Origin of the sequence: Clostridium sp. M62/1 (assembly GCF_020736365.1) — a bacterium.
Classification (GTDB): Bacteria; Bacillota; Clostridia; order Lachnospirales; family Lachnospiraceae; genus Otoolea; species Otoolea saccharolyticum_A.
This window is the reverse complement of record NZ_CP085988.1, coordinates 3,589,635-3,614,649: the sequence shown is the minus strand read 5'-3', so window position 1 is coordinate 3,614,649 and position 25,015 is coordinate 3,589,635. Positions and strand designations below refer to the sequence as shown.

The 25,015-nt window shown below is 52.0% G+C and carries 22 protein-coding genes, 1 pseudogene and 1 riboswitch; of the genes and pseudogenes, 20 read left to right on the top strand and 3 right to left on the bottom strand.

What is annotated here, in order from left to right; genetic code table 11:
• Nucleotides 1-90: 90 nt before the first annotated feature.
• The 5 genes from LK436_RS16740 to LK436_RS16720 all read left to right on the top strand — a co-directional run bounded on the left by LK436_RS16740 (nt 91) and on the right by LK436_RS16720 (nt 4,951).
• On the top strand, nt 91-1,254 hold the full coding sequence (locus LK436_RS16740; RefSeq protein ID WP_008397217.1) for an alpha/beta hydrolase: 1,164 nt from the start codon (nt 91-93) through the stop codon (nt 1,252-1,254).
• Nucleotides 1,220-1,699: a 23S rRNA (pseudouridine(1915)-N(3))-methyltransferase RlmH gene (rlmH, locus tag LK436_RS16735; protein WP_021966863.1), complete on the top strand. Its 480-nt coding sequence runs from the start codon at nt 1,220-1,222 to the stop codon at nt 1,697-1,699. Before LK436_RS16740 ends, rlmH begins: the two co-directional genes overlap by 35 nt.
• A 107-nt stretch (nt 1,700-1,806) precedes the next feature.
• Complete coding sequence (locus tag LK436_RS16730) at nt 1,807-2,853, top strand: DUF4062 domain-containing protein (protein WP_008397219.1); 1,047 nt, start codon at nt 1,807-1,809, stop codon at nt 2,851-2,853.
• 60 nt (nt 2,854-2,913) lie between these two features.
• The gene (locus LK436_RS16725; RefSeq protein ID WP_015574551.1) at nt 2,914-3,522 is read left to right on the top strand and encodes a GDSL-type esterase/lipase family protein; all 609 of its coding nucleotides are present in this window, start codon (nt 2,914-2,916) and stop codon (nt 3,520-3,522) included.
• Nucleotides 3,523-3,592: 70 nt separating this feature from the next.
• The gene (locus LK436_RS16720) at nt 3,593-4,951 is read left to right on the top strand and encodes an MATE family efflux transporter (protein ID WP_008397221.1); all 1,359 of its coding nucleotides are present in this window, start codon (nt 3,593-3,595) and stop codon (nt 4,949-4,951) included.
• Nucleotides 4,952-5,073: 122 nt separating this feature from the next.
• Here LK436_RS16720 and LK436_RS16715 read toward each other — a convergent pair whose 3' ends face one another.
• Nucleotides 5,074-5,718: a GNAT family N-acetyltransferase gene (locus LK436_RS16715; RefSeq protein ID WP_008397222.1), complete on the bottom strand. Its 645-nt coding sequence runs from the start codon at nt 5,716-5,718 to the stop codon at nt 5,074-5,076.
• A gap of 311 nt (nt 5,719-6,029) precedes the next feature.
• Here LK436_RS16715 and LK436_RS16710 point away from each other — a divergent pair, with 311 nt between their 5' ends.
• The 11 genes and pseudogenes from LK436_RS16710 (at nt 6,030) to recQ (ending at nt 17,842) form a co-directional block, all read left to right on the top strand.
• Nucleotides 6,030-7,049 (top strand): transglutaminase domain-containing protein, encoded by a 1,020-nt coding sequence (locus tag LK436_RS16710; RefSeq protein WP_008397224.1) that lies wholly within the window; start codon nt 6,030-6,032, stop codon nt 7,047-7,049.
• A 66-nt stretch (nt 7,050-7,115) separates the two neighbouring features.
• Complete coding sequence (locus LK436_RS16705; protein ID WP_008397225.1) at nt 7,116-8,282, top strand: aldo/keto reductase; 1,167 nt, start codon at nt 7,116-7,118, stop codon at nt 8,280-8,282.
• 5 nt (nt 8,283-8,287) lie between these two features.
• Nucleotides 8,288-8,413, top strand: coding sequence for a hypothetical protein (locus LK436_RS18395; protein WP_015574548.1), 126 nt, complete (start codon nt 8,288-8,290; stop codon nt 8,411-8,413).
• 210 nt (nt 8,414-8,623) lie between these two features.
• Nucleotides 8,624-8,848: a helix-turn-helix domain-containing protein gene (locus LK436_RS16700; RefSeq protein WP_008397227.1), complete on the top strand. Its 225-nt coding sequence runs from the start codon at nt 8,624-8,626 to the stop codon at nt 8,846-8,848.
• Nucleotides 8,841-9,470: pseudogene (locus LK436_RS16695) on the top strand (N-6 DNA methylase); the annotation flags it as partial. The gene LK436_RS16700 and the pseudogene LK436_RS16695, both read left to right, overlap by 8 nt.
• Nucleotides 9,471-9,888: 418 nt before the next feature.
• The gene (locus LK436_RS16690) at nt 9,889-11,169 is read left to right on the top strand and encodes a DUF4272 domain-containing protein (protein ID WP_008397229.1); all 1,281 of its coding nucleotides are present in this window, start codon (nt 9,889-9,891) and stop codon (nt 11,167-11,169) included.
• A 145-nt stretch (nt 11,170-11,314) separates the two neighbouring features.
• A riboswitch (cyclic di-AMP (ydaO/yuaA leader) is annotated at nt 11,315-11,479 on the top strand.
• A 151-nt stretch (nt 11,480-11,630) separates the two neighbouring features.
• Nucleotides 11,631-12,764: an ABC transporter ATP-binding protein gene (locus LK436_RS16685; RefSeq protein WP_015574544.1), complete on the top strand. Its 1,134-nt coding sequence runs from the start codon at nt 11,631-11,633 to the stop codon at nt 12,762-12,764.
• Nucleotides 12,764-14,344 (top strand): glycine betaine ABC transporter substrate-binding protein, encoded by a 1,581-nt coding sequence (locus LK436_RS16680; protein WP_008397231.1) that lies wholly within the window; start codon nt 12,764-12,766, stop codon nt 14,342-14,344. Before LK436_RS16685 ends, LK436_RS16680 begins: the two co-directional genes overlap by 1 nt.
• The gene (locus LK436_RS16675) at nt 14,268-14,657 is read left to right on the top strand and encodes a hypothetical protein (protein ID WP_166460498.1); all 390 of its coding nucleotides are present in this window, start codon (nt 14,268-14,270) and stop codon (nt 14,655-14,657) included. The genes LK436_RS16680 and LK436_RS16675 overlap by 77 nt, the downstream gene beginning before the upstream one ends.
• Nucleotides 14,658-14,801: 144 nt before the next feature.
• Entirely contained in the window at nt 14,802-15,782 is a 981-nt protein-coding gene (locus LK436_RS16670) for a tRNA dihydrouridine synthase (RefSeq protein WP_044931070.1), read from the top strand.
• Between the two features lie 44 nt (nt 15,783-15,826).
• A complete protein-coding gene (gene recQ / locus LK436_RS16665) occupies nt 15,827-17,842 on the top strand; it encodes a DNA helicase RecQ (protein WP_021966235.1) in 2,016 nt (671 codons plus the stop codon).
• On the opposite strand, the gene LK436_RS16660 is transcribed toward recQ, so the two are convergent.
• The gene (locus LK436_RS16660) at nt 17,772-19,202 is read right to left on the bottom strand and encodes an MATE family efflux transporter (RefSeq protein WP_021966234.1); all 1,431 of its coding nucleotides are present in this window, start codon (nt 19,200-19,202) and stop codon (nt 17,772-17,774) included. The genes recQ and LK436_RS16660 overlap by 71 nt on opposite strands.
• Before the next feature lie 157 nt (nt 19,203-19,359).
• Nucleotides 19,360-20,196, bottom strand: coding sequence for a MerR family transcriptional regulator (locus LK436_RS16655; protein WP_008397237.1), 837 nt, complete (start codon nt 20,194-20,196; stop codon nt 19,360-19,362).
• A gap of 426 nt (nt 20,197-20,622) precedes the next feature.
• Here LK436_RS16655 and LK436_RS16650 point away from each other — a divergent pair, with 426 nt between their 5' ends.
• The 4 genes from LK436_RS16650 (at nt 20,623) to LK436_RS16635 (ending at nt 24,846) form a co-directional block, all read left to right on the top strand.
• The gene (locus tag LK436_RS16650; RefSeq protein ID WP_044931191.1) at nt 20,623-22,011 is read left to right on the top strand and encodes a replication-associated recombination protein A; all 1,389 of its coding nucleotides are present in this window, start codon (nt 20,623-20,625) and stop codon (nt 22,009-22,011) included.
• A gap of 62 nt (nt 22,012-22,073) precedes the next feature.
• Nucleotides 22,074-23,156, top strand: a complete 1,083-nt coding sequence (rsmH, locus tag LK436_RS16645; RefSeq protein ID WP_044931193.1) for a 16S rRNA (cytosine(1402)-N(4))-methyltransferase RsmH — start codon at nt 22,074-22,076, stop codon at nt 23,154-23,156.
• Between the two features lie 186 nt (nt 23,157-23,342).
• Nucleotides 23,343-24,500 carry a stage III sporulation protein AA gene (gene spoIIIAA / locus LK436_RS16640; RefSeq protein WP_147594695.1) on the top strand — a complete coding sequence of 386 codons (1,158 nt, stop codon included), beginning with the start codon at nt 23,343-23,345 and terminating at the stop codon, nt 24,498-24,500.
• A complete protein-coding gene (locus tag LK436_RS16635) occupies nt 24,388-24,846 on the top strand; it encodes a stage III sporulation protein AB (RefSeq protein WP_083794749.1) in 459 nt (152 codons plus the stop codon). Before spoIIIAA ends, LK436_RS16635 begins: the two co-directional genes overlap by 113 nt.
• The last annotated feature ends 169 nt before the right edge of the window (nt 24,847-25,015 follow it).

The window sequence follows — 25,015 nt, the reverse complement described above, 5'->3', positions numbered from 1 at the left end:
AGGACGCTGGCATTTCAGGGGGAGAAGAACATGCAGGAAAACGGAAAGGCAGAGGGATGAACCCGGAAACAGAAAGGAACAGGCGGACTGATGATTTTTGATAATAGAATGGAAAGAAGAGAGGAGAAGGTAAGAAAAGACCGAAAAAGGCGGACGAAGGTAAGCGCTATGGGCAGGCTGACGAGAGAGATGATGAGCGATGTGATGGAGACAGCCCTGAAAAAGCCCATACAGACGGGGGAATTCAGAAAAAATCCGGTGGAGCCGGCCTGGCGGTGTCCGGCGGGCTATGTGTATGAGCTGGTGGAGGCGCCTAACTGCACGATGGAGTATCTGACTTTGGAGCATACGGTGACCGGCCGCGTGGTTCTGCAGCTTCACGGAGGCGGTTACATTGGCCCCATGAAAAATATTTACAGGAGATTTGCCGTCAGATATTCAAAGCTCGGCTACGGGGCAGATGTGCTGAGCGTGGACTACCGCGTTGCCCCGGAATATCCCTTCCCGGCCGCTCTGATGGATGCTGTGGATGGCTACAGGTGGCTTTTAGAGGAAAAGAAGTATGAGCCGGAGAAGATCGCAGTGGCAGGAGACTCCGCAGGAGGAGGTCTGGCTCTTGCCCTGGTTCACTATCTGAAGGATCATGGGATGCCGCTGCCCGGCGGTGTGATCACCATGTCGCCCTGGACCGATGTGACCCTCGGGGGAGAGTCCTACGAAAGCAGATATGAGCTGGATCCGCTGTTTGGAAATTCCAGGGAGAATATGCTGTACCAGTGCAGCTATATCGGAGAGGCAGACCCGGCGGATCCCTATCTGTCCCCGCTGTTTGGAGATTTTTCGGGATTTCCGCCCATGCTGATGCAGGTGGGAGATTACGAGGTGCTGCTCAGTGACACGCTCTCTGTGTCAGAAAAGGCTAAAAAGGCCGGGGTGAGGGTGAGAACTTCTGTCTACAGCGGTATGTTCCATGTATTTCAGATGGGGCTTGACTTGATCCCGGAGAGCCGGGAAGCCTGGGAGGAGGTCGGAGAATTTCTCTGTATTGTATACAAAATTCAGAGGAAGGCCGAAGGCCGGGTGGTTAAGAGAGTCAAAACCCACAGACCAGAAGTGCAGGAGAGGGCAAGGGGACTTCTGATCTCCATGATAAGAGGAGAAATCGGAGGACCGGTGAAAAAAGCGGCAAAAGAGGACAGGAGAAAGGGAGGAAAAGAGTGTGAAAATCACAGTGATTGCTGTGGGGAAGATTAAGGAGCGCTTTTTTGAGGCGGCGATTTCCGAGTATGCGAAGAGGCTGTCCAGATACTGCAAGCTGGAGATCGTGCAGGTTGCAGATGAAAAAACACCGGACAGGGCAGGGGCTGCTGTGGAGGAACAGATCAAGGACAGGGAGGGAGAGCGGATTCTCTCCCACATCAAAGATGGAGCCTATGTGATTGCCCTGGCCATTGAGGGAAAAATGCTGGACTCTGAGGAGCTGGCAGAGAAAATAGACCGGCTTGGCATCAATGGCGTGAGTCATGTGCAGTTTGTGATTGGAGGCTCTCTCGGGCTGTCCGAGCGGGTGATGAAGAGAGCGGATTTCGCACTGAGCTTTTCCAAAATGACATTTCCGCACCAGCTGATGAGGGTGGTGCTTCTGGAGCAGATTTACAGGAGCTACAGGATTATCGAGGGGGCGCCGTACCACAAGTAAAAGCTAAAGTGCTGAGCAGTATGGAGGAAAGCTGAGGGATTGAGAGCTGGAGAAAAGCAAATACGGCTTAGAAGGCCAGAAGATAAAAAGGGGGAAATACACAGATTATGGAGGCAAGGTATCAGGTTTTTGTAAGTTCTACGTATGAGGATTTGAAAGAGGAGAGAAAAGAAGCCGTGCAGGCTATTCTGGAAATGGATTGCTTTCCTGCCGGTATGGAACTTTTTCCGGCTTCCGATAAAAAACAATGGGACATCATTAAAAAAGTCATAGATGACAGTGATTTTTATCTCCTGGTACTGGGAGGAAGATATGGTTCACTGGGGAAAGATGACAGAGGTATGCCTGTGGGCTATACAGAGATGGAATTTGACTATGCCATACGAGAGAATAAACCCGTTTTTGCATTCATTCATGAGAAGCCGGATACGCTACCGGCAGCCAGGGTAGAGCGGACAGAAGACGGCATCGCCCGCCTGAACCAATTTCGGGAAAAGGTAAAGTCTAATGGAACTGTGATGTTTTGGAGCAATAAGGACGATTTGAAGGCTTCAATTTTAAAGACTCTCAATGATAAACGGAAGGAAATAAGAGACGAGGAAGGAAAGACAGAAGGCTGGATCAGATATGAACAGAGATTTGGATGGATTAGAGAGAGAAAGCCTGTCAAAGAGTTTATTGAGAAGGCAGAGAAAAGTATTTTTATTACAGGGAATTCTCTGAATTCCCTGTACGATTCACCTACACTGCTGCATGAGCTTTTAAGCCGCGGACTGGAGGTAAAGCTCATTCTTCTCTCCAATGAAGGCCTGAAGAAAAACTGCATACAGCTTGGGGCAGGATATGATAAAATGAAAAGTATGATCAGGATCACCCTGATGCGGTTAAAGACGTATCAGGAGGAGTTTCTGAATAAAAATCTTATTGTTAAAGAGGTAAAGGAACCCTTGTGGACAAACATCATAGCCAGGGACGTGGACAGAGATAACGGCGTGATCGGGGCGAACCATCTGCTGTTTGATGTGCCTCCTTCGGACTGCCTTTATGTGGAATTCAGGAAGGGGGAGCAGTTCTATGATATCTACAAGAGGCATATGGAGCATCTGTGGGAAATAGGCCGGGAAGTAGATTTTGGAAAGGTTCCAAAGGAGTAGAGAAGTGGCCGGCTGACAGAAGTATTCTTTTTCATAATAAAGGAGAGGGGCAGTCAGATCATGAGACGGATGGTATGCTTTGGAGATTCCAATACATATGGCTATGATGCAGGCTCCAGGCTGGGCCGGCGGCTTGGGGAGGAGGAGCGGTGGCCGGAAATTTTGGCAGCACGCTTTGGATGGGAGACGGCAAATGAAGGGATGAACGGGCGGGAGATCCCGGAAGGCTGGTTTCTGCAGCGCTTTGATCAGCTTATGGACAGGGAACCGCCGTTTGCTCTTCTGGCTGTCATGCTTGGAACTAATGATATTTTTAATTCATTTCGCCCTGACGCCTGCGAAATAGGAAAAAAGATGGAAGTGTTTGTGGAGCATATCCTGAAACATCCGAGGTTCAGGGGAGAGGGAAAGAAGGTGCTTCTCATTGCCCCTGCGCCGACGGATATCGGCCGCTATGGGGAGGAGGAGGCTCTCTATGACAGGGAGGTGCAGGCCCTGGGGCCTGTTTACAGACAGATTGCAGAAAAGTACGGTCTGCGCTTTGCAGATGCTTCCGGCTGGGAGATTCCTCTCGCCCATGACGGCGTGCATTTTACCGGGGAGGGGCACAGAAGGTTTGCCGAGAGGCTTGCACAGAGACTTGCAGAAGAGCTTATGGAATATCCTTGACAATAGAGGCACAGAGACTGATAAAAAGACAGATGAAAAACTGACAGAAAATGTTTAAGGAGGAAACCATATGAAACAGGCAGCAGACAGGACTGCAGTGTTTGAGAACATGCCGGTCCGGCAGGCCGTGTGCAGGCAGATTGTACCTGCGATTGCAAGCCAGATGATAGCGCTGATCTACAATCTGGCGGACACTTATTTTGTGGGAATGTTAAACAAGCCGGATCAGACGGCTGCTGTTACGGTCGTATATTCTTCTTTTGTTATGCTGACAGCTATCTCCAACCTGTTCGGAGTCGGGGGAGCCAGCGCCCTCTCAAGAGCACTTGGAAAAAAGCAGCCGGAGGATGCCAGAAGGATTGCTTCCGTGTCCTTCTGGGGAGGCCTTCTGAGCGCAGTGTTCTTTTCCGCTCTGTTTCTGCTCTTTGCCCATCCGGTGCTGGTGCTCTGCGGAGCGACGCCGGAGATTTATGATATTGCGTTTGGCTATGCCCTGTGGGTGGTGGTGATCGGCGGGCCGGGAACGATTCTGAACACGCTTCTGGCCAATCTCGTGAGAGCGGAGGGAAGCGCGGCAGCGGCAGCGGCAGGCGTTTCCATGGGCGGAATTCTGAACATAGTCCTGGATCCGGTTTTTGTGCTCCCTCAGTTTTTAAATCTGGGGGCTGCGGGAGCAGGCATGGCGACAGCCATCTCCAACATGGCTGCGACACTGTATTTCCTGATTTATATTGCCGGAAAGCGCGGACAGACGGTGGTGAATATCCATCCGGCCAGGCTCCGGTTTGCGGGAAAATACATAAAAAATATTCTCACCATAGGTTTTCCGTCGGCCGTCCAGTATGCACTGACCGTTGTGGCTATCGCGGCTCAGTCCCGGTTTGTTTCTCAGTATGCGACAGAGGCCATGGCTGCGTTGGGAATTGTAAAGAAGCTGGATCAGCTTCCCCTCTACTTTTCCATCGGCGTGTCCAACGGCCTTCTGCCTCTTTTGGCCTATAACCATTCGGCGGGCAATCAGGACAGAAGAAGAAAGGCCTTTCGCCTGGGCTGCCTGGTTTCATTTGGCTTTTCCATGCTGTGTCTGGCCGCCTACGAAGTGTTTGCACCCCAGCTTGCCTCGCTGTTTATCAGCGATCCGGAGACGATCTATTACAGCACCGGATTTCTCCGTCGGATGGTGACGGCTATGCCGATGATGTCTGTCTGCTATCCGATGATTATTCAGTTCCAGGCTATGGGAAAATTTAAGGAATCTCTTATCTGTTCCATACTCAGAAAAGGCGTGCTGGATATTCCCCTCCTGTTTCTGATGAACGGCCTTCTGGGACTCTATGGCTGTATGTGGGTTCAGCCTATTGTTGACACAGTCTCTCTGATTGCAGCAGCCGGATTTTACCGGAGGTTAAAAAAGGCAGAGGGGATTTAATCGGAAAAGAGCTTCTGGACAGATATGGAGGAAAAATACATTAGGGCAATGCAGAGTTTGCCGCCGGCAGAGTATCCCGCCGGGAGGGGATTCTCTGCCAGAAACGGCTGAGCGAAAAGAAGTCAGGAGAGGGAGGCATTGCTTAAAATATAAAATTCCTCCTGGCTTGGCTGGAAGCCCTTCTCCATCTTCTCGAGAGAGTCATCGTACCGCTGTGCCTCTTCCATATCTAAGTCATAGGCAGAGCTCTGGTAGTAAAACCACTTTTTCCCATCCAGGGCTCCGGGCTTCAGCTCTTTTACCAGCATGGCAGCGGGCCAGATATCCCCTTCCAGGCAGACATTGTATTTTTTGCAGCTTTTAAAGCCGCTGCTTACATAGTTGGCAGGGCTTCCGAAGATGACCACGGCCTCATAGCCCATCTGGACAGCCTTTTGGAAGGATACCTCCATCAGCTCTTTTCCATAGCCCATTCTCTGGTATTCCGGAGCTATGCAGATAGGGCCGAAGGTGAGGATCTGTTTTTCGGCTCCATTTTCATCGATAAGCCTGTTTTTTGTATACATGACAGAGCCAATCACCAGGCCGTCCTTTTCGATGACCAGATCAAGCTCAGGGATAAAGTCTTCATGAGAGCGAAGAATATGAGCGAGATAATGTTCATAGCAGCCGGGAACGTATAAATTCCAGAAAGCCTTTCTTATGATCGTTTCTACCCGAAGATAATCTTCCGGCTGTTCCTTTCTGATAATAATTTCACGGTTCATTTGCAGATACCTCCAGTTTTTAATAACAGGCAGGGGCAGAAAAAGGAGGCAGCCGACCGGGCTGCTTTTACTCTGCCTGCCCCTGCAGGGTTATCTCAGTATAGCATAAAAGCTTCCGGCTTTACAAGGGAGAGGGAAGGAGAAAGAGGAAAAGGAGGGATGGGCGGCGAGATGGACATTTGTACTGAGGCATGATAAAATTACCGTAGTAAAGCGAGCCTGATGCCGCACTGGGCCGGCTGTGTGGATGACGGATACCGCCTGTGAAAGGTGTCTGAGTCTGCCAGGCTCCGGGAAAGGCAGAAGAGAAGATGACACAGGATTATTACTACAGACAGATGAGCCGGGATGAGCAGGAGGCCTACAGGAATATGCTTTCCGGCTTTCAGGATATTTCGCCGGAATTTCCGGTGAGGAGGCTGGAAAACAGGGAGCTTTCCGATGTATTTTTCCGTCTCAGGCTGGATCACCCGGAAATCTTTTTTGCGGAGGGTTTTCATTACCGGTTTACGCAAGATTCCCAGTATGTGAGAATGTGTCCGGAGTACATGTTTGAAAAAAAGAAGATAAGGGAGCACCAGAAGGCCCTGGAGGGGAGGGTGAACCGCCTTGTCAGGCAGGCCGGGAATATGACTTTGGAGGAGAAGGAGAGGTTTGTCCATGACTTTATCTGTGAAAACGTCACCTATGACAAGCTGAAAAAGCAGTACTCCCACGAGATTATAGGGCCTCTTCAGCAGGGCGTAGGCGTGTGCGAGGGGATTGCAAAAACCGTAAAGCTCCTCTGCGGCTGCCTGGGAATCGAATGTGTGATCGCTGTCAGCGAGGCCGCCCCGGACAGGGGAATCAGGTACCGCCACGCGTGGAATGTGCTGAAAATGGGAGGGAACTGGTATCATCTGGATGCCACCTTTGACAATTCTCTGGGGCGTTACGGAACAAAGCGTTTTGACTATTTTAATTTGGATGACAAGCGTATATTTAAGGACCACCAGAAACTGGTCTATCCGGTTCCCGCCTGTACAGATTATGACAGGTTTTATTACAAGGAGCAGAGGCTTTCTCTCACAAAGGCAGAGGAGGTGTATAAGCGGCTCCGTGCAGTTGTGAGGAAGAAGCAGCCGTATTTTGTGTTCCACTGGAGGGGAGGGGCGCTAAACCGGGAAATTCTCAGGGAGCTCTACGGAGAAGCCTGCAGGGCAGCGGCGGAAAAGGGGAAATTTGCAAGGCTTTCCGTCAATGCAGCCCAGGCCGTTTTGGAGGTATCTATTCTGGATCGGATGGAGGGCGAGGAGATCTGTGCCGAGGAGGCCAACGAGGGAGAACTCTAAGGGGAAGGATGATACAGGCAGAGGGGCCTTGCGAGGCCGGGCTGCCAGGAGATAAGGAGGGTGTAAATGAAGACAGATATGAGGTACAGAATGCTTGGCAGAACAGGCCTGATGGTCAGCGAGATCGGGCTTGGGGCAGAGTGGCTGGAGCGCCACAGCGCGGAGGAAGTAAAGGCGGTAGTGGACAGGTGTGAGGAGGCCGGAATTAATATCCTGGACTGCTGGATGCCGGAGCCAAAGGTGCGCTCCAACATAGGCGCGGCCATAAGAGGCCGGCGGGAGCGGTGGATCATTCAGGGACATCTGGGCGCCACCTGGCAGAATGGCCAGTATGTGAGAACCAGAGAGATGAAATGGGTGAAGGAGGCATTTGCCGATCTCCTCGCCAGGCTGGAAACAGACTATATTGATCTGGGAATGCTCCACTTTGTAGACGAGGTCAGGGAGTTTCACCAGGTTATGGAAGGGGAATTTTACGCCTATGCGGCTGAACTGAAGGCTCAGGGGGTGATCCGCCACATTGGAATGAGCACTCACAATCCGGAGGTGGCGGCTCTCGCGGCAAAGAGCGGAAAAATAGAGATGCTTCTGTTCAGTGTGAATCCCGCCTTCGACATGCTTCCGGCCAGCGAAGATATGACGGAATATTTCAGAGAAGATTACGGGGAGGGACTGGGCGGAATTGCGCCTGAGCGGGCGCAGCTTTACAGTCTCTGCGAGCAGCTGGGAGTGGGGATGACGGTTATGAAGGGCTATGCGGGCGGAAGGCTTTTTTCAGCTGAAACCTCTCCCTTTAAGACGGCCCTCACCCCGGTCCAGTGTATTCACTATGCCCTGACAAGGCCGGCAGTGGCTAGTATACTGGCGGGCTTTGACACCCCGGAGCATGTAGACAGCGCAGTGGCCTATGAGACAGCCACAGAGGAGGAGAAGGACTATTCGAGCGTTCTCGCCAAGGCTCCTGCCCACGCCTATTACGGCCAGTGCACCTACTGCGGGCACTGCGCTCCCTGCCCCAAGGGCATTGACATAGCCATGGTGAATAAGCTGTGTGATCTGGCCAAAATGCAGCCGGAGGTTCCCGCAGCCCTCAGGGCTCACTATGAAGGGCTGTCTGCCAATGGAGGCGACTGCATTTCCTGTAAAAGCTGTGAGGAGAGATGCCCGTTTGGCGTGCCGGTGTCTGAAAAGATGCGGGAGGCTCACAGGCTGTTTGAGGGAGCTGGGAGGTAGTGTTTATGCAGGTATTGACGGAGGCAAGACCGGGAGAGATCTGTGAGATTAAATGGATGTTCGGGGCGCCGGAGATTCTGGATTTCATGAAAAGGCACCATATTGAGGAGGGAAGCCGGAGTTTCCCATAGTTAAAGATACCACACCCAATATGACGAACCTACGCTTATACAGAACTGCAAAAGATAGAAAGGCTCGATGTAAGTCATAGCTACTGCATTGAGCCGTTTTCTTTTTCGCATTATTCCTAATTCCTGTCTAATATCTATCACGATAAATTGAATTTTTCACATTTTCGTGATACACTATCAAATAGTGATTATCATGGCAAGGAGGACTATATGGCTGTATCATATAAAAAGCTGTTTCACTTGCTGATAGACCGGGGCATCCAGACTTCCGAACTGACCGAAAGGGCAGGGTTCAGCCCTAACATTCTGACACGGTTAAGGCGTGACCAGTATGTGTCATTGGACAGTATCGAGAAGATTTGTTTTGCTCTGGACTGCAAGGTAGATGATATTCTGGAATTTATACCAGCTGAAAAGGAGAACGAAAATGGCTGATGTAAGAAAAGAGCAGGAGCGTGATGAACTGCATCGTGCGATATGGGCGATTGCGGATGAATTGCGTGGGAGCGTTGATGGATGGGATTTCAAGTCTTATGTGTTGGGCATGATGTTCTATCGCTATATTTCTGAAAATCTGACTAACTATATCAATGAGGGTGAAATCGAAGCCGGAAACGATGGCTTTGACAAGTTTGACATTGCCCATGAAGATACGCTGCTGAATCCGCAGCATTGGGATGATGAACCGTTTGAGGTTATCGTTTCAAATCCCCCTTATTCTATCAAGTGGGAGGGCGACGACAACCCTGTTTTGATAAATGACCCCCGCTTCTCTCCTGCCGGAGTGCTTGCACCGAAGTCAAAAGCTGACCTTGCGTTTATCATGCATTCCCTGGCGTGGCTTGCCACCAATGGAACTGCGGCGATCGTTTGCTTCCCCGGCATTATGTACCGTGGCGGAGCTGAGAAGAAAATCCGTCAGTATTTGATTGACAACAACTTCATTGACTGCATTATTCAGCTGCCGAGCAATCTGTTCTTTGGAACTTCCATTGCAACCTGCATTATGGTTCTGAAGCGGAATAAAGCAGACAACAACACGCTGTTTATTGATGCATTGATAAATCATTGAAAATCGCATATACGAATAGTAGTTCATCTGCCATGCGCAGAAGGAGTTCCTAAAGGTGTCTTGCTTAGCAAGGCATCTTTTGCTTTGGCTAAATAATTTTATACTGTCAGCGTCAGGCGGAATTATATATTCACTTTGCGGCCGCTGGGGAACGAGTGGCGCCCTCAAAGCATGTTTCTGTCCGCTGACCCATAGAAAATCAACCGGTATTTTTTCGTGATCAGCAGTTCTTCCGGTCTGGAAGGGGTTCCGGCGGGAAAAGGCCGTTTTCCTGACAGTCCATATGGAAGGAAACGGCAAAAAATTCATTGTATTTCACGCCCCCGCCTGTATAATAGAATGTGGAAAAGAACTGCCGGGATACAGGCGGAGTACATAAGAAAGAGGGGTACGGGAGGACGAGATGGGATTTTTCAGCAGAAGAAGAGGAGCGCGCAGATATGAGGCGGGAGAGTTTCTGTTCTGCAGAGAGATTTTAGGAATACAGATGATCGACAGAATTTTGGAGCTTTTTGAGGAGGAGGCAGAGACATCAGGAAATACCCTGACGTTTCGGCGAAAGGGAATGGAGATTTCCTTTGCAGCTTTCGGCACAGGCGATGAGGGAGAAGCAGGAGTGTATGCCAGAAGGGAACTGGACGGCATCAGGGATTATTTCAGGCAGGTGAGGACTGAAAATACAGATACACTGAGGAATCTGATGTTCGTTCTTGGGAGATGCCAGGGAATTGTCCGGGTGAATTATTCGTTCGAGCTGAGAAATGAGAGGGCGGATCAGGAGAGGATCGCAGCTGCCGAGAACATGATAGCCCAGGTGCTGAGAGGCATGAGCGCAGTGATGACAAAGGGCGGCGAGGCGATTGCCGGGGCTGACGGGAAAGTGATTCTGGACGGAAACGGGGAGAGTGAAGTAAAGTCCTTTCTTCCGCCTCTGGAGGATACATCCCAGGATGACAAGAAGAAGGGAATTCCTGGGGAAGCGCTGGAGAGGAGAAGAAAAAGCGTTATGGAGCTTAGGCGCCGTCAGATCTATGTGCCTTTCTGGCTTCCTGTGCTGGAGACGGAGGCCAGAACCCAGGCACGGACAAAGCGGCAGGTCTGCGGAAGAGCCGCCGCACTTCTGACAGTGGCTCTGTATTCGGAATGCCTTCTGGGGGAGGGCATGAAGCCTCAGCAGGCGAGAGAGTTTGTCAGGGAAATTATCGAGCATTTCCGGGCAGATGAATTTTTCTCCCCAGCCGAGAAGACGTATCTGGAGGACGATTTTTCAGAGGAGGCTGCGAGAATTCACTTCTCCTGGCAGTACGAAAATCTGTACGTCATGGAGTGGGCCCTCGGTATGTTCGACAGCCTTTCCTGGCCGGAGAAAATCTGCGACGTGGGGGAGTGTGTGAGAAAAATGAGGGAGTTTGACAGCTTTTCAGAATTTGAGCAGGCGGTGAAGCTCAGATCCAAACGGGAGCTTCTCGACGCGGCGGACTTTATCTACCGCCTGGACTGGGCCTGCACGGACGCGGGACTCAACGGATTTCCGGCCCCGGGAGGGATTCTTCGTGATGTTGTGATGGAAAGGCACCGGGCTCTTTTCTGGGCAGCAGGGTGCATGACGGCAGACCCAGGGGAAGGGAGGAAAGGCCAGGCGGACAGGAGTGCAGGCTGGGACCGGGTAGATCTGTCCACGTAGAAGGCAGGAAGCAGGTGTCAGAATGCTGAAATTTCAGTCATAAAATCGGGAAACCTGCATTGTAGACTGGATTTTACGTTATAACTCAAAATTTATGTAAAATTCATTGTATTTATTTGTTATTTATAGTATAATAAAAACTAATCAATGCAGAACGTCTAATGCCGTAAGATACGGCAGCGGGAGAACCAATTTTTGGGGTGAATTGCAGCAGGTGAAAGCACGGGTGCGTCCTGGCTTTGAAATTTCTGCCATAGGAAACCTTCTTTTCCGAACCCGTCAGCTAATCTCGCAGACATTGGAAGGATTTGCGTATCTGGCAATACGTCTTAGTTTCTTTATGCGTTTTTTCAGAAACCTTTCACCGCCTGCACTGCAGGCGGTTTTTCTTTTCTGTATTGTATGTTGCTTCAGACAGGCCGGACGGCCTATGGGAACTGGACATGCAGGAGGGTGATCAGATGATTGAATTCAAACATGTTTCCAAAACCTTTCATGGTAAAAAAATAATTGATGACATCAGCTTTCAGATCCCGGACGGGGAGTTTGTGGTTCTCCTGGGAGAGAGCGGATGCGGCAAGACGACTACCTTAAAGATGATTAACAAGCTGATTCTGCCTTCAGACGGAACGGTGGAGATCAACGGGCGGGATATCTCCCATATGGACACCATTGCGCTGAGGAGGCGAATGGGATACGTAATCCAGCAGATAGGCCTGTTCCCCCATATGACAATCAGGGAGAACATCGAGATTATCGCGAGGATGAAGAGTAAGGACAAGGACCGGATGGAGGAGAATGCCATCCGCCTGATGAATATGGTAAACCTGGATCCGGCTACCTTTATGGACGCTTATCCGTCGGAGATGTCAGGCGGTCAGCAGCAGAGGGCCGGCGTTGTGAGGGCCTTTATGGCAGATCCGGAGATTATCCTGATGGACGAGCCGTTTTCAGCTCTGGATCCCATTACGAGAACCCAGATTCAGAACGCCCTGATTGACATGCAGGCGGCGTTAAAGCGGACGATCGTGTTTGTAACCCACGACATGGACGAGGCCATCCGTCTGGCCGACCGGATCTGCATCATGGAGGAGGGGCGGATCACCCAGTTTGACACTCCGGAAAATATTCTGAAGAACCCGGCCAACGATTTTGTGCGCAACTTCATCGGTCCCAAGAGAATCTGGACTTCGCCGGAGTTTATCAAGACAAGGGATATTATGATTTCCGATCCGGTGTGCTGCCATCCGAAGATGCCGATTTTCAAGTGTATTGAGACCATGGGACGCAAAAAGGTAGATACGCTGATGATCACGGATCAGAAGGGAAGACTCTACGGCGTACTGTTTGCAGAGTCCCTCATCGGGGTTCATGAGATCAAACGTCCGGCGGAGGATTTCATGTACCGGGAATTCACCTCTGTCGGGCCGGACAGCTCCATTGTGGATCTGCTGACTCTGTTTGATGAGCACCACCTGTCCACCCTTCCGGTGGTAAACAGCCAGGGAATCATTGAGGGACTGATCACGAGAAGTACCCTGATCAACACCCTGAGCCGCCAGTTTATCGCTGATTCAGGAAAGGAGGAGTCATAATGAAGCTGTTTGCAGATTTGATTGAATATTTCAACTCATCCAGTCAGGAGATTCTCTCCCTTCTGGTGGAGCATATTGAGCTTACGGTGCTGGCTCTTGTGGCGGCCATCCTGATCGGCGTTCCCCTGGGAATCCTGATTGCCTATATACGGCCTGCCAGCAAGCCTGTTCTGGCCTTTGCCAACGTAGTGCAGGCAGTGCCCAGCATGGCTCTTCTGGGACTTGCCATCCCGGTGTTCGGAATCGGTATGAAGCCGGCCATCTTTCTGGTTGTCATCTATTCTCTGCTTCCGATTATCAAGAATACGTATGCAGGGCTTATGAATATCAGTGACCAGATGTTGGAGGCAGCAGAGGGAATCGGACTTACCAAGAGCCAGATCCTGTTTAAGGTAAGGCTTCCCATGGCCCTTCCTGTGATTATGACAGGTGTGAGAATCTCCGCTGTTTCCGCGGTAGGACTTATGACTCTGGCCGCCTATGTGGGCGGCGGCGGACTGGGCTATCTGGTATTCTCCGGAATCAGAACTGTCAGCAATGTGATGATCCTGGCGGGAGCTATTCCGGCCTGTATTCTGGCCCTTCTGGTGGACCGAGTATTCGCGGCCATAGAAACGATTGTGACGCCTGTGAGCCTTCTGGAGGGCAAGAATAAGGACGAGAAGAGGCGCCGCAAAAAGAGGGAGTGCGTGGTTATCGCAGTGGCTGTTGCCCTGCTTGTGGCTCTGTTTTCTGCAAGCCTTTTCCAGGGGAAAAAGACAGCCGATATCAGAATTGCCAGCATGGATTTCTCTGAGAATGAAATTTTTGCCTATATGCTTTCGGAGGCCATCGAGCGGGATCTGGGAATTGACGTGGAAACCATCCCGGATCTGGGAGCCGGCTCTGTCTGCCTGTCATCCATAGAGAGCGGGGAGATCGACGGATATGTGGATTACACGGGAACGCTTTATGTGAATATCCTGAAGAACCCGGCCAGCTCTGACGTGGAGCAGGTCTATACAGACTCTGTTAAGGGAATGAAGGAGCAGTACGGTTTGGATGTGCTCAATTCCCTGAATGTCAATAATACTTACACACTTTCTACGACCAAGGAAATTGCAGAGCAGTATGGACTAGAGACGATCAGCGATCTGAAAAAGATAGGCGGACCTGTCACGATCTGCTCGACTCTGGCATTTATGAACCGCGAGGACGGTCTCCTGGGAGTGGAGGACAGGTACGGAATTAATTTCAACAAGGTGGGAGTGGACGGCTCCGCCAGATACACAGCGCTTATGAGCGGAGAGGGGCAGGTCATCGACGCCTACTCCACAGACGGACTGCTGAAGAAATTTGACCTGGTAATCCTGGAGGATGATCAGGGAGTATTTCCGCCTTACTATGCAGTTCCCGTATTCCGTGAGGAGATCATGGAACAGTACCCGGAGATTGCAGATGTTACAGAGGCCCTGGCAGACGTGCTGTCCACCGATACCATGGCAGAGTTAAACTACCTGGTAGATGAAGAAGGACAGAAGGCAGAGGAGGTTGCCCACAACTTCCTTGTTGAGAACCTGCCGGAATATGCGAGAAAATAGTGGGAGGGAAAACAGGGAGAAGTTTTATTGTTCCAGCAAAGTCACAATAAAACTTCTCCCTGTTTTCTGCGCAAGGGGGATGGCAGCAGGAGAGGGTGTCTCCGGGGAGACTGAAGTGAAATTTTTTACTGTCTTCTGTGGAAGGGACAAAAGGAGATGGAAGAAGGGAAGCGGCAGAAGAGAGGCTGCAAAACGGCAGGGAGTTTACGGAAATTTTATTTTGGGGAGGAATGACACAGGAGGGGAAATAGGGTATAATGACTGCGAAGCAGTCATTATACCTGCGCATGCCGGTTTCAGCATTTACTGCTGAAAACCGGGCGCTAAATTCCGCCGGAGGCTGCCATATCCGGAGGATATGGTATAATGTCCGCAGAGCGGCATTATACCTGCGCTGAGCCGCTGGCGCCCGAAGAGAGCCAAAACACGATTATTAAATGGTTAAGGAGAAGGTTTAGTGAATTACTATTTGGCCCCCATGGAGGGGATTACAGGTTATGTCTACAGGAACGCTTATCACAGGCATTTCGGCCGAATCGGCAAATATTTTACTCCGTTTCTCTCACCCCATCTGAATAAAGCTATGACTTCCAGGGAAAGGAATGATGTGCTGCCGGAGCATAACAGGGGGATTCTGCTTGTGCCCCAGATTCTGACTAATGATGCGGAAGCGTTCTGTTCGGCTATGAGGGGACTCTGGGAGCTGGGATACAGGGAAGTGAATCTGAACCTGGGGTGCCCGTCCGGGACGGTGGCAGCCAAGGGGAAGGGCTCCGGATTTCTCGCTGCACAGCTGAGAGAACGGCTGGAGTGTTTTCTGGATGAGATTTTTGACTGTGCAGAGAACATGGGCATGAGGGTTTCGATTAAGACCAGGCTGGGAAAGGAGAGCTCGGAGGGGTTTGAGGAGCTTCTGGAGCTGTACCTCAGATTCCCCTTAAGCGAGCTGATCATCCATCCCAGGGTGCAGACGGATTTTTATAAAAATACTCCCCACTGGGAGGCGTTCCGGCTGGCTAAGGAGAGAGCCTGCGGAGTGAAGCTCTGCTACAACGGAGATATTTTTACGCCGGAGGAGCTTTCCCGGTTCCGGGCGGAATTTCCGGAGACGGAGTGCGTGATGCTTGGGAGGGGCGTGATTGCCAATCCGGGACTTGCAGAATGGATGGAGACAGGGAAAAATCCTTTGGATGAGAAGCGTTTCAGGGATTTTCATGAGGATCTCCTGAATGGTTACCGGGAGGTGATGTCAGGAAACAGAAATACGCTGTTTAAGATGAAAGAGCTCTGGACGTATATGCTCACCCTGTTTCCGGACAGTGAAAAAGAGGCAAAGAAGATCCGAAAGGCGGGCAGCATGGAGGCCTATCTGGCGGCGGTGGAAGAGCTTCTCGGAAAGAGAATACTGTGTCCGGAGAGAGGATTTCAGGGCTTTTAAGATACCTGGCAGGCCGCATGCAGCGAAGAAGGGAGGAAGAGCGGATGGATGAAAGATGGAAGGAATCCCGGGGAGAATTCTGCGAAGGAGAAGAAGGCAGGGAGGGGCCGGGAGCAGAGAGGGGGACTCCCCTTCAGGCCCTCAAATACTATTTTGGCTATGACTCGTTCCGGGAGGGCCAGCAGGAGCTGATAGACAGCATCCTGAGCGGAAGAGATACTTTTGGAATCATGCCCACCGGGGCCGGCAAATCTCTCTGCTATCAGATTCCCGCCCTTTTGATGGACGGAATTACCATTGTGGTTTCACCTCTTATCTCTCTTATGAAGGATCAGGTTACAGCTCTGAACCAGGCCGGCATCCATGCCGCCTATCTGAACAGCTCTCTCACACAGAATCAGTATTTCAAAGCATTAAAGCTGGCCGGGAATGGACAGTATAAGATTATCTATGTCGCACCGGAGCGGCTGCTGACGGAGAGCTTTCTGGACTTTGCGAAAAATGCTGAGATTTCCATGCTGGCAGTGGACGAGGCTCACTGTGTCTCCCAGTGGGGGCAGGATTTCAGGCCGGGGTATCTGAAAATACCGGAGTTTGTGAGCCGCCTGCCCAAAAGGCCCGTGATAGCTGCGTTTACGGCCACGGCCACCGATGAGGTGAAGGCAGACGTGATCGATCTGCTGCTGTTGGACCGTCCGTTTATGGCGGCTACGGGTTTTGACAGGCCCAATCTCTGGTTTTCGGTGGAGAAGGTTCAGGACAGGTTTGGCGCGGTGAAAAGCTATGTGGCAATGCATCCGAAGGACAGTGGGATTATCTACTGCCTGACGAGAAAGCAGGTGGAGGAGGTCTGCGGGAAGCTCCAGTGGGAGGGAGTCCCTGCCACCCGCTATCATGCGGGCTTGTCTGACGAGGAGCGCCGGAAGAATCAGGAGGATTTCATCTATGACCGGAAGCCAGTGATGGTTGCCACCAATGCATTCGGTATGGGAATTGACAAGTCCAATGTGCGGTATGTGCTCCACTACAGTATGCCGAAAAACATGGAGAGCTACTATCAGGAGGCAGGCAGGGCCGGGCGCGATGGGGAGCCGGCGGAGTGCATCCTGTATTACAGCGGTCAGGATGTTATCACAAATCAGCTCTTTATTGAAAAGGGCGGGGAGAATGAGGAGCTGGACGATATTGCCAGGGAAATTGTGAGGGAGAGAGATTTTGAGCGGCTCCGGAAAATGACCTTCTACTGTTTTACAAATGAATGCCTGAGAGGATATATGCTCAGGTATTTCGGGGAATATGGGGACAATTACTGCGGAAACTGCAGGAACTGTATGACGAACTTTGAAACGGTTGACATAACAGAACAGGCCGGAGCTTTTCTGGGCTGTGTGAAGGCGTGCCGCCAGAGGTACGGAATCCAGGTGATTCTCAATACCGTCCACGGAGGCAGTACGGCGAAAGTCAGGCAGTACCGGATGGAGGAGAATCCGTTTTTCGGGGCGTGCAGAGGTATGGCTCTCCACAGGCTCCGGGATATCTTCAATCACCTCCTGCTGGAGGGATACCTTCGTCTGACGGATGACTCCTACATGATTGTCAAACTGACAGAGAAGGGAGAGGAGTTTCTGGGGGAGTGGGAGAAGAGGAGAGCGTGCGGGAAGGGGAAAGAGAAAGACTGCCATAAAGAGAACGACGGTCTTCGTATGGTGATGAAGCTGGCAAGGGAGGAAACAGGAGAGAGGACAGGCGGAAACTCAGAACGCCGCAGAAAGGGGCGGGGAGAAAGGCAGCGGGAAAAAGTGATTGCTGCCGGACTTAAAAAGGAGGACGAGCCGCTGTTTGAGGAGCTTCGAAGCCTCCGGATGGAGATTGCAAGGCAGGAACAGGTTCCGCCCTACATTATCTTTTCAGATAAGACCCTGGTGGCCATGTGCGCGGTAAAGCCGGCCACCAGGGAGGAGATGCTCTGTGTCACGGGAGTCGGAGAGGTTAAGCTGGAGAAGTACGGGGAGCGGTTTCTTCGGATATTTCGCGGTCAGCAGAGCGGACCCGGCCAATGATCAGGCACACCAGAACGGTCATCAGCTCTGCAAAGGGAGGCGTCAGCCATACGCCGTTTATGCCCAGAAACTGAGGCAGAAGGAAAATACCCGTGGAGATAAAGACAATCCCGCGGCTGGCTGAGATGATCACGGAGGCGAGGGCATCTCCCATGGAGGTATAGTAGCCGGACTGCACAATGTTGAAGCCGTTCATCAGGAAGCAAAAGCTGTAGAGGGCGGCTCCCTGTACCGCCATGGCTGTGACGAACTCGTTGTCAGATACGAAAATTCCCACCATCTGCCGGCTGAACAGATGGAGAACGGTGAAGATCAAAAGACCGATGCAGAAATTGATCATCAGGGCTGCCCTCAGAGTTTTTTTCACGCGCAGGAGGAGCTTCGCCCCGTAGTTGTAGCTGACAAGGGTGCTGATTCCGTCGGAGACTCCGAACATGACGAGCACTACAAAATTTCCGGCATAGTTGATGACTGTAAATGCGGCCACTCCGCTTTCCCCGGCAAAGCCCATGAAAGCTGTGTTGAACAGGTACATGGTCAGGGCGGCGGAAATGCTTGTGATCCCCTCAGAGGAACCGTTAAAGGCAGAGCTTCTCAGAATATCCCAGTGAAAGGTGCCTTCAAACAGGTTCACGATGGATTTTCTGCTCAGGAAGGGGCGCACTACTACGAGAAGGCCGGACAGGTAGGAAAGGCCTGTGGCCGCCGCCGCGCCTACTACGCCCAGTCCCAGAACCTTGACAGCAAGGTAGTCCATGATCACGTTGCAGCTTACGCAGCAGAGCGTGGCAATCAGGTACAGGTGAGGCTTTTCAAGAAGCCTTGCTGTGAATCCGAAATGCATCATGAAGCAGATGGCAGGGATAAAAACTGCCACTGTCCTGATATAGAGTGCTGTCTCATCTAGGAGCACTTCATTGGCCCCCAGGAGGAGAGCCAGGGGACGGGAGAGGAAAAGTCCCGCTGCCATGAGTATCAGAGCGCATGCCGCAAGGGACACGACAGCCGTCCGGAAGATGTCCTTGGCCTTCTGCGGGTTCGTGTTTTCTCCCAGCGTCCGTCCCAGATAGCTGAAGGTTCCGATGCAGATAACCATGGTGCAGCCTGTGATAATCTGCATGTAGGGCCCTGCAATATTGACGCTTGCCATGGCATTGACCCCTGCAAAGCGGCCGAGAAAAATTCCGTCTATCATGCTCTGTGTTCCTGAGATGACCATGGAGATGACCGCAGGAAGAACAAAGAGCAGAAACAGGCGGGGCAGGCGCTCTGTCAGCAGAGTATTATTATGTGAACGATTATCTGAGCTGTTATTTAAGCCATTATTTAAGCTTCTGCTGCCCGAAGTATTTTCTTTCAAATCATTATCCCCCTTAAGTGCTGTATTGGCAGGGCACAGCCAGAAGATCCTTCTGTCAGCCCTGCCTGAACAATATAAACCTTTGTGTTACACAAAAGTCAAGAGAAAAAAGAAAAATCTGCAGCCTGGATTTAGGCTTCCTGGCCGCAGACCTTTGTCAGATGCAGGGGACAAGGGGAAGCTGAACCTCGTACAGCACCTGATCCCTGCACCCTGTGACGGACAAATCGATTTGGGAAATAAAAATGATTTCCCCCTCTGTGCGGTATCCCTGGCTCTGATAGGAGCGGCTCAGCCGTTTGACCTCTGAGAGATCGTCTGTCTCCGGCTGATAGAGGAGGGCAGAGGCGTAAAGGCCCCCTGGAATCCGGCGCACCTCTACCGCCTCGGCGCCGGAGAGATGGGCCGGTTCGTCTGTAAAGAGGAGAAGGGAAGAGCGTTTTTCTCCCGTTTTCAGCACAGAGGCGGGCATCAGAAGACCATAGCGGTTGGCGGCAAAAATAGGAGCCACCTCATTCAGATGTTCTTCCAGATCGGCAAAGCCGTAGCCTATGTCTACATCACTGTCCAGGGGAGTTTTCCAGACCAGGGCCTTCCGCTCCGGAAGGGTCACAAGGCGCGGCGGATCCGAGGCTTTGCGGGACAGAATATCCTCCAGGTGTGAGATCTTAGAGGAAACGGCTGTCTCCAGCTGACGCAGCTTTTGAATTTCTGCCTGCAGGACAAGCTTTCGCTCTGTTAAAAGCTCCAGAGCAGAATGAGGGTTTCGATCTTCAAAGAAGCTTCGGATCTCAGAGAGACTCATGCCCATCTGGCGCAGCTCCAGAATGGTGGAAAGCTGTTCATACTGCAGAATCGAGTAATAGCGGTACCCCGTTGAGGAGTCGGTAAATGCCGGCTTCAAAAGCCCGATCCTGTCATAATGGCGCAGGGTTTCGGCGGTGATGCCCCGCAGGGAAGCAAATTCGCTGATGGTGAGTATTTCTTTTCGCATGGCAGTTTTCTCCGTTTCTGATCTGACCGGGACGGACGGGTCAGATGCTTTCTGCAAGGTTTTGCTTTTCTGGCTCAGGATATACCTCAGGTTATACGTTTCTTTGGACAGTTTATCACGAAAATGCCGGATTGTGGAGAGAAAAACGAAATGTGGGCATCAGGAAATTTCCATGGTTCCGAATACGAAAAGTCAGGACATCAGGAAAACTGACTCTGAATAAGTCCGGTCTGAAAATTTTGGGCATAAAAAATAGGAAATGGGGAGGAAACCGTGTATAATACGCTGCATAAGAGCTTTCCAATACTTCTGCAGTAAAAGGCAGAAAAAGCAAAGCAGAGAAAGCAGGGCAGAAAAATCGTGTCCCGGGACAGGCCGGGTAAACAGAGACGGATACAGGAGGAAAGAAGTTTGAAACAGAGAGATATGGAACAGATATCCATGTTTGACAATGCGCCGGTCTACAGCCCTCTGGCCAGCCGGATGCGGCCGGAGAGCCTGGAGGAGTTTGTCGGGCAGTCCCATCTCCTCGGAGAGGGGATGCTGCTTCGCAACCTGATTGAGCGGGATAAGGTTTCATCCATGATTTTCTGGGGGCCTCCCGGAGTGGGGAAGACAACGCTGGCCGGCATCATTGCTAACAGGACAAATGCCGGCTTTATCAATTTCAGCGCCGTCACCAGCGGGATTAAGGAAATCAGGGAGGTAATGGCGAAGGCGGAGGAAGCCAGGCACAGGGGGATGAAGACTGTGGTATTTGTGGACGAGATACACCGCTTCAACAAGGCCCAGCAGGATGCCTTTCTGCCCTATGTGGAGAGGGGAAGCATCATTCTCATTGGCGCGACTACGGAAAATCCTTCCTTTGAGATAAACAGCGCTCTTTTGTCCAGATGCCGTGTTTTTGTCCTGAAGGAGCTGAGCAGGGAGGAGCTGACGGCCCTTCTTAAACATGCCCTGACCAGCAGCAGGGGATACGGCTACCTCAAGGTGGAGATAGAAGAGGAGCTGCTTGATATGATTGCCCGGTTTGCCGGGGGAGATGCGAGGACAGCCTTAAATGTGCTGGAGATGGCTGTCACCAACGGGGAAATTCATGGGGACCGCACAGTTGTGAGCCGGGAGGTGATAAAGCAGTGCATCGGAAAGAAGAGCCTTCTCTATGACAAGAAGGGGGAGGAGCATTATAACCTGATTTCCGCCCTCCACAAATCCATGAGAAATTCCGATCCGGATGCCGCCGTATACTGGCTGGAACGGATGCTGGAAGCAGGGGAGGATCCCCTGTATGTGGCAAGGCGGCTGATCCGGTTTGCAAGCGAGGATATTGGGATGGCAGACAGCAGGGCCCTTTCACTGGCTGTGGCTGCCTATCAGGCCTGCCACTTTCTGGGAATGCCGGAGTGCGACGTAAATCTTGTCCACACGGTAATCTATCTCTCCATGGCGCCCAAGTCCAATTCTTCCTACAGGGCCTGTGAGGCGGCAAAAAAGGACGTGCGGGAGCTGGAGGATGAGCCGGTGCCTCTGGTGATACGAAACGCCCCCACAAAGCTTATGGCAGAGCTCCACTACGGGGAGGGCTACCAGTATGCCCACAGCACGGCAGAGAAGATGACGAGAATGCAGTGCCTTCCGGACTCCCTGAAGGACAGGATCTACTATGAGCCTACGAACCAGGGGGAGGAAATGGTGACGGGAGAGAGACTTGACGCCATCAGGAGATGGAAGAAGGGCGAAACAGAGGGCGGGAAAGCACAAGAGCGGGAGCAGAAGGCAGGGGCAGAAGAGCAGACAGAGGAGTTTCCATGCTGAAGCCGGAAGAATCTGTTGTAAAAACAGAAAAACCCGTCAGGAAACAGAAAAGGAGAACGCATATGAGTATAGATACAGAGAACAGAAGAGAGGAAGGAAAAGGGACAGAGCCGGTACATAAAAGGCGTGTCCGCTATAAGGGAACCCATCCCAGAAGTTACAAAGAAAAGTACAAGGAGCTGAATCCGGAAAAGTACCGGGATACGGTGGAGAAGGTGATTCAGAAGGGAGGGACGCCTGCGGGAATGCATATTTCCATCTGTGTGAAGGAGATTCTGGACTTTTTTGATATCAGGCCGGGACAGGTGGGGCTGGATGCCACCCTGGGATATGGCGGACACACAAGGGAAATGCTGAAAAAGCTGCAGGGACAGGGGCATATTTACGGCCTGGACGTGGACCCCATCGAGTCGGAAAAGACGAAAAAAAGACTGGCGGACGCCGGCTTTGGGCCGGATATTCTGACGGTGAAGCTCATGAATTTTGCCGACATTGACAAGGTAGCTGAGGAGGCAGGGCCATTTGATTTTATTCTGGCAGATCTGGGAGTTTCCTCCATGCAGATTGACAATCCGGAACGAGGCTTTACCTACAAGTATGAAGGCCCCCTGGATCTGAGAATGGATCCCACCAGGGGGGAGACGGCGGCTGAGAGGCTGAAAGGGATGGACAGGGAGGAATTTTGCGGGATGCTGATGGAAAATTCAGACGAACCCTATGCAGAGGAAATCTCCCATACGGTATTCAGCCGGCTGAAACGGGGAGGAAGGATCGATACCACCACACAGCTTCGGGAGGCAGTGGAGGAGGCGCTTTCCTTTCTGCCGGAAAAGGAGAGAAAGGAGGCAGTGAAGAAGTCCTGCGCCAGAACCTTCCAGGCCCTCCGTATCGATGTAAACAGTGAGTTTGAGGTGCTGTATGCCTTTCTGGAGAAGCTGCCGTCTGCTCTCAAATCAGGAGGAAAGGCTGCTATTCTGACCTTCCATTCCGGTGAGGACAGGCTTGTAAAAAAATCCTTCAGAGAATATAAGAGAGCCGGCCTGTACAGCGAGATCGCGCAGGAGGTGATCCGGCCGTCGGCAGAGGAGTGCGCCAGAAACAGCCGGGCCAAGTCCACGAAAATGAGGTGGGCGGTGAAGGCATAGGCTAAGAAGAACACCGAAATCAGACATAATCTGCCTGTCCCCTCATATATATGGAGTGAGGTGCAGGAGCCCTTTACGATTAAAAGAGAAGGACAGACTGTCAGCAAAAGGAGAAGGGCCAAAGGAGCAGAAAAGCGGCTGTTCCCAAATGGCCCATCACAGAAGAGCCAGAAAGGGGAGCACAGCATGACAGGACAGGCAGAAGAAAATCTTCTTCAGATTTTTTCCAGAGGTCTCAGGGATATTCTGGGGCCTGCGGTGAAACAGTGCACGGAGCTTCAGGAAATCCGGCTCAGAAGCGGGCGTCCCCTCCTCGTCAGGGCAGGGGGAAGGGAGTATGCAGTGGGAGAAGGGGGAGAGCTGCTCTCTGCTGTCTCAGAAACGGGCCCGGAAAGGGGAGGGACTGGCCGGGCTCTCGTGGTATCTCAGAGAGAGATAGAGGAGACCCTTGAATGTGCGGCCAGATACTCTCTCTATGCCTTTGAGGATGAGCTCAGACAGGGATTTCTGACTGTGGCAGGCGGACACCGGATCGGGGTGGCGGGAAGAGCTGTCACTGACGGCAGCAGGGTGAAGGCCATTAAGCCGGTCACCTGCCTGAATGTCCGGGTGGCCCGCCAGATCAGAGGATGTTCTGATTCCGTGCTCCCTTATCTCATAGACAGAGACAGGGGCGAGCTGTATCCGGTGCTCATCCTCTCCCCGCCCTGCTGCGGGAAAACCACCCTTCTTCGCGATCTTGTGAGGAAAATTTCTGACGGCTGTGGATATATGGAGGGGAAAACCGTGGGGATTGTGGACGAGCGGTCGGAAATTGCAGCCTGCTTTCAGGGAATTGCCCAGAATGATGTGGGGATGAGAAGCGATGTGCTGGACGGCTGTCCAAAGGCTCAGGGAATGATGATGCTGATCCGCTCCATGGCACCTCAGGTGCTGGCGGTGGACGAGATTGGCGGAAGGGAGGATCTGGAGGCGCTGCGCTATGCGGCAGGCTGCGGGTGCAGCCTGATTGCCACGGCCCACGGAACCTCCTATCAGGATGTGGAGGCAAAGCCGGCCTTTCGGGAGCTGTTTCGGGACAGACTGTTTGAGCGGATTCTGGTTCTGAGCGGCAGAAGGGGGCCGGGAACGGTGGAACAGATTCTCGACGGGAGGGGGAGAGATGTCTGCTTTAATAAAACTGGTGGGGACAGTCCTTGTGATCACCTCCTGCAGTGCAATGGGGGCAGGGATGGCGGCGCGTCTGTCGGAGCGGCTGGCCCTGTTAAAGCGCATTCGCGTGCTGGTGATCCACCTGAAGGGGGAAATCCTGTATGCCAATGTGCCGCTGGCGGAAGGATTTGACAGAACGGGAAAGCGGGCAGGGAGAGCAGAGGGAGAGCTTTTTAGGCGGGTGTCAGACCGCCTGATGCAGGGCAGCGGGGAGAGCTTTTTTGACATCTGGAAGGAGGAGGCCCATAAATTTCTGGAGACCAGCCCTCTGACAGAGCGGGAGGGAGAGCAGCTCATCTCCTTTGGGGAGCATCTGGGCTATCTGGACAGGGAAATGCAGGAGAGGACGATCCTTTTGTATCTGGAAGAGCTGGAAGAAGAGATTGAGGGGATTTCCAGGGAGATTGCCCAGAAACGGAGACTGTATACCAGCGCAGGAGTCATGGCCGGCCTGTTCCTGGCAGTCATTCTGGTGTAGAAGACTGGGGGACAAAGACCGGCAGGAGGGGCAGGAGAGCGGAGCAGGATCGGAAAGAAAACCAGGGGAAAAACGCTGAACGGAACAGACAGCCGTGGAGAAGGAAGCAGAAGGGGCAGTTTAGCTGAAAAGAACAGTGCGGATGACAGAAAAGCTGTGATTGTGGAAA

Bases quoted from the DNA above. Each gene is read 5' to 3' on its own strand.
- LK436_RS16740 (WP_008397217.1), top strand. From the start codon at position 91: ATGATTTTTGATAATAGAATGGAAAGAAGAGAGGAGAAGGTAAGAAAA.
- LK436_RS16730 (WP_008397219.1), top strand. From the start codon at position 1,807: ATGGAGGCAAGGTATCAGGTTTTTGTAAGTTCTACGTATGAGGATTTG.
- LK436_RS16725 (WP_015574551.1), top strand. From the start codon at position 2,914: ATGAGACGGATGGTATGCTTTGGAGATTCCAATACATATGGCTATGAT.
- LK436_RS16720 (WP_008397221.1), top strand. From the start codon at position 3,593: ATGAAACAGGCAGCAGACAGGACTGCAGTGTTTGAGAACATGCCGGTC.
- LK436_RS16715 (WP_008397222.1), bottom strand. From the start codon at position 5,718: ATGAACCGTGAAATTATTATCAGAAAGGAACAGCCGGAAGATTATCTT.
- LK436_RS16710 (WP_008397224.1), top strand. From the start codon at position 6,030: ATGACACAGGATTATTACTACAGACAGATGAGCCGGGATGAGCAGGAG.
- LK436_RS16705 (WP_008397225.1), top strand. From the start codon at position 7,116: ATGAAGACAGATATGAGGTACAGAATGCTTGGCAGAACAGGCCTGATG.
- LK436_RS18395 (WP_015574548.1), top strand. From the start codon at position 8,288: ATGCAGGTATTGACGGAGGCAAGACCGGGAGAGATCTGTGAGATTAAA.
- LK436_RS16700 (WP_008397227.1), top strand. From the start codon at position 8,624: ATGGCTGTATCATATAAAAAGCTGTTTCACTTGCTGATAGACCGGGGC.
- LK436_RS16690 (WP_008397229.1), top strand. From the start codon at position 9,889: ATGGGATTTTTCAGCAGAAGAAGAGGAGCGCGCAGATATGAGGCGGGA.
- LK436_RS16685 (WP_015574544.1), top strand. From the start codon at position 11,631: ATGATTGAATTCAAACATGTTTCCAAAACCTTTCATGGTAAAAAAATA.
- LK436_RS16680 (WP_008397231.1), top strand. From the start codon at position 12,764: ATGAAGCTGTTTGCAGATTTGATTGAATATTTCAACTCATCCAGTCAG.
- LK436_RS16675 (WP_166460498.1), top strand. From the start codon at position 14,268: ATGAAGAAGGACAGAAGGCAGAGGAGGTTGCCCACAACTTCCTTGTTG.
- recQ (WP_021966235.1), top strand. From the start codon at position 15,827: ATGGATGAAAGATGGAAGGAATCCCGGGGAGAATTCTGCGAAGGAGAA.
- LK436_RS16655 (WP_008397237.1), bottom strand. From the start codon at position 20,196: ATGCGAAAAGAAATACTCACCATCAGCGAATTTGCTTCCCTGCGGGGC.
- LK436_RS16650 (WP_044931191.1), top strand. From the start codon at position 20,623: ATGGAACAGATATCCATGTTTGACAATGCGCCGGTCTACAGCCCTCTG.
- rsmH (WP_044931193.1), top strand. From the start codon at position 22,074: ATGAGTATAGATACAGAGAACAGAAGAGAGGAAGGAAAAGGGACAGAG.
- spoIIIAA (WP_147594695.1), top strand. From the start codon at position 23,343: ATGACAGGACAGGCAGAAGAAAATCTTCTTCAGATTTTTTCCAGAGGT.
- LK436_RS16635 (WP_083794749.1), top strand. From the start codon at position 24,388: ATGGCGGCGCGTCTGTCGGAGCGGCTGGCCCTGTTAAAGCGCATTCGC.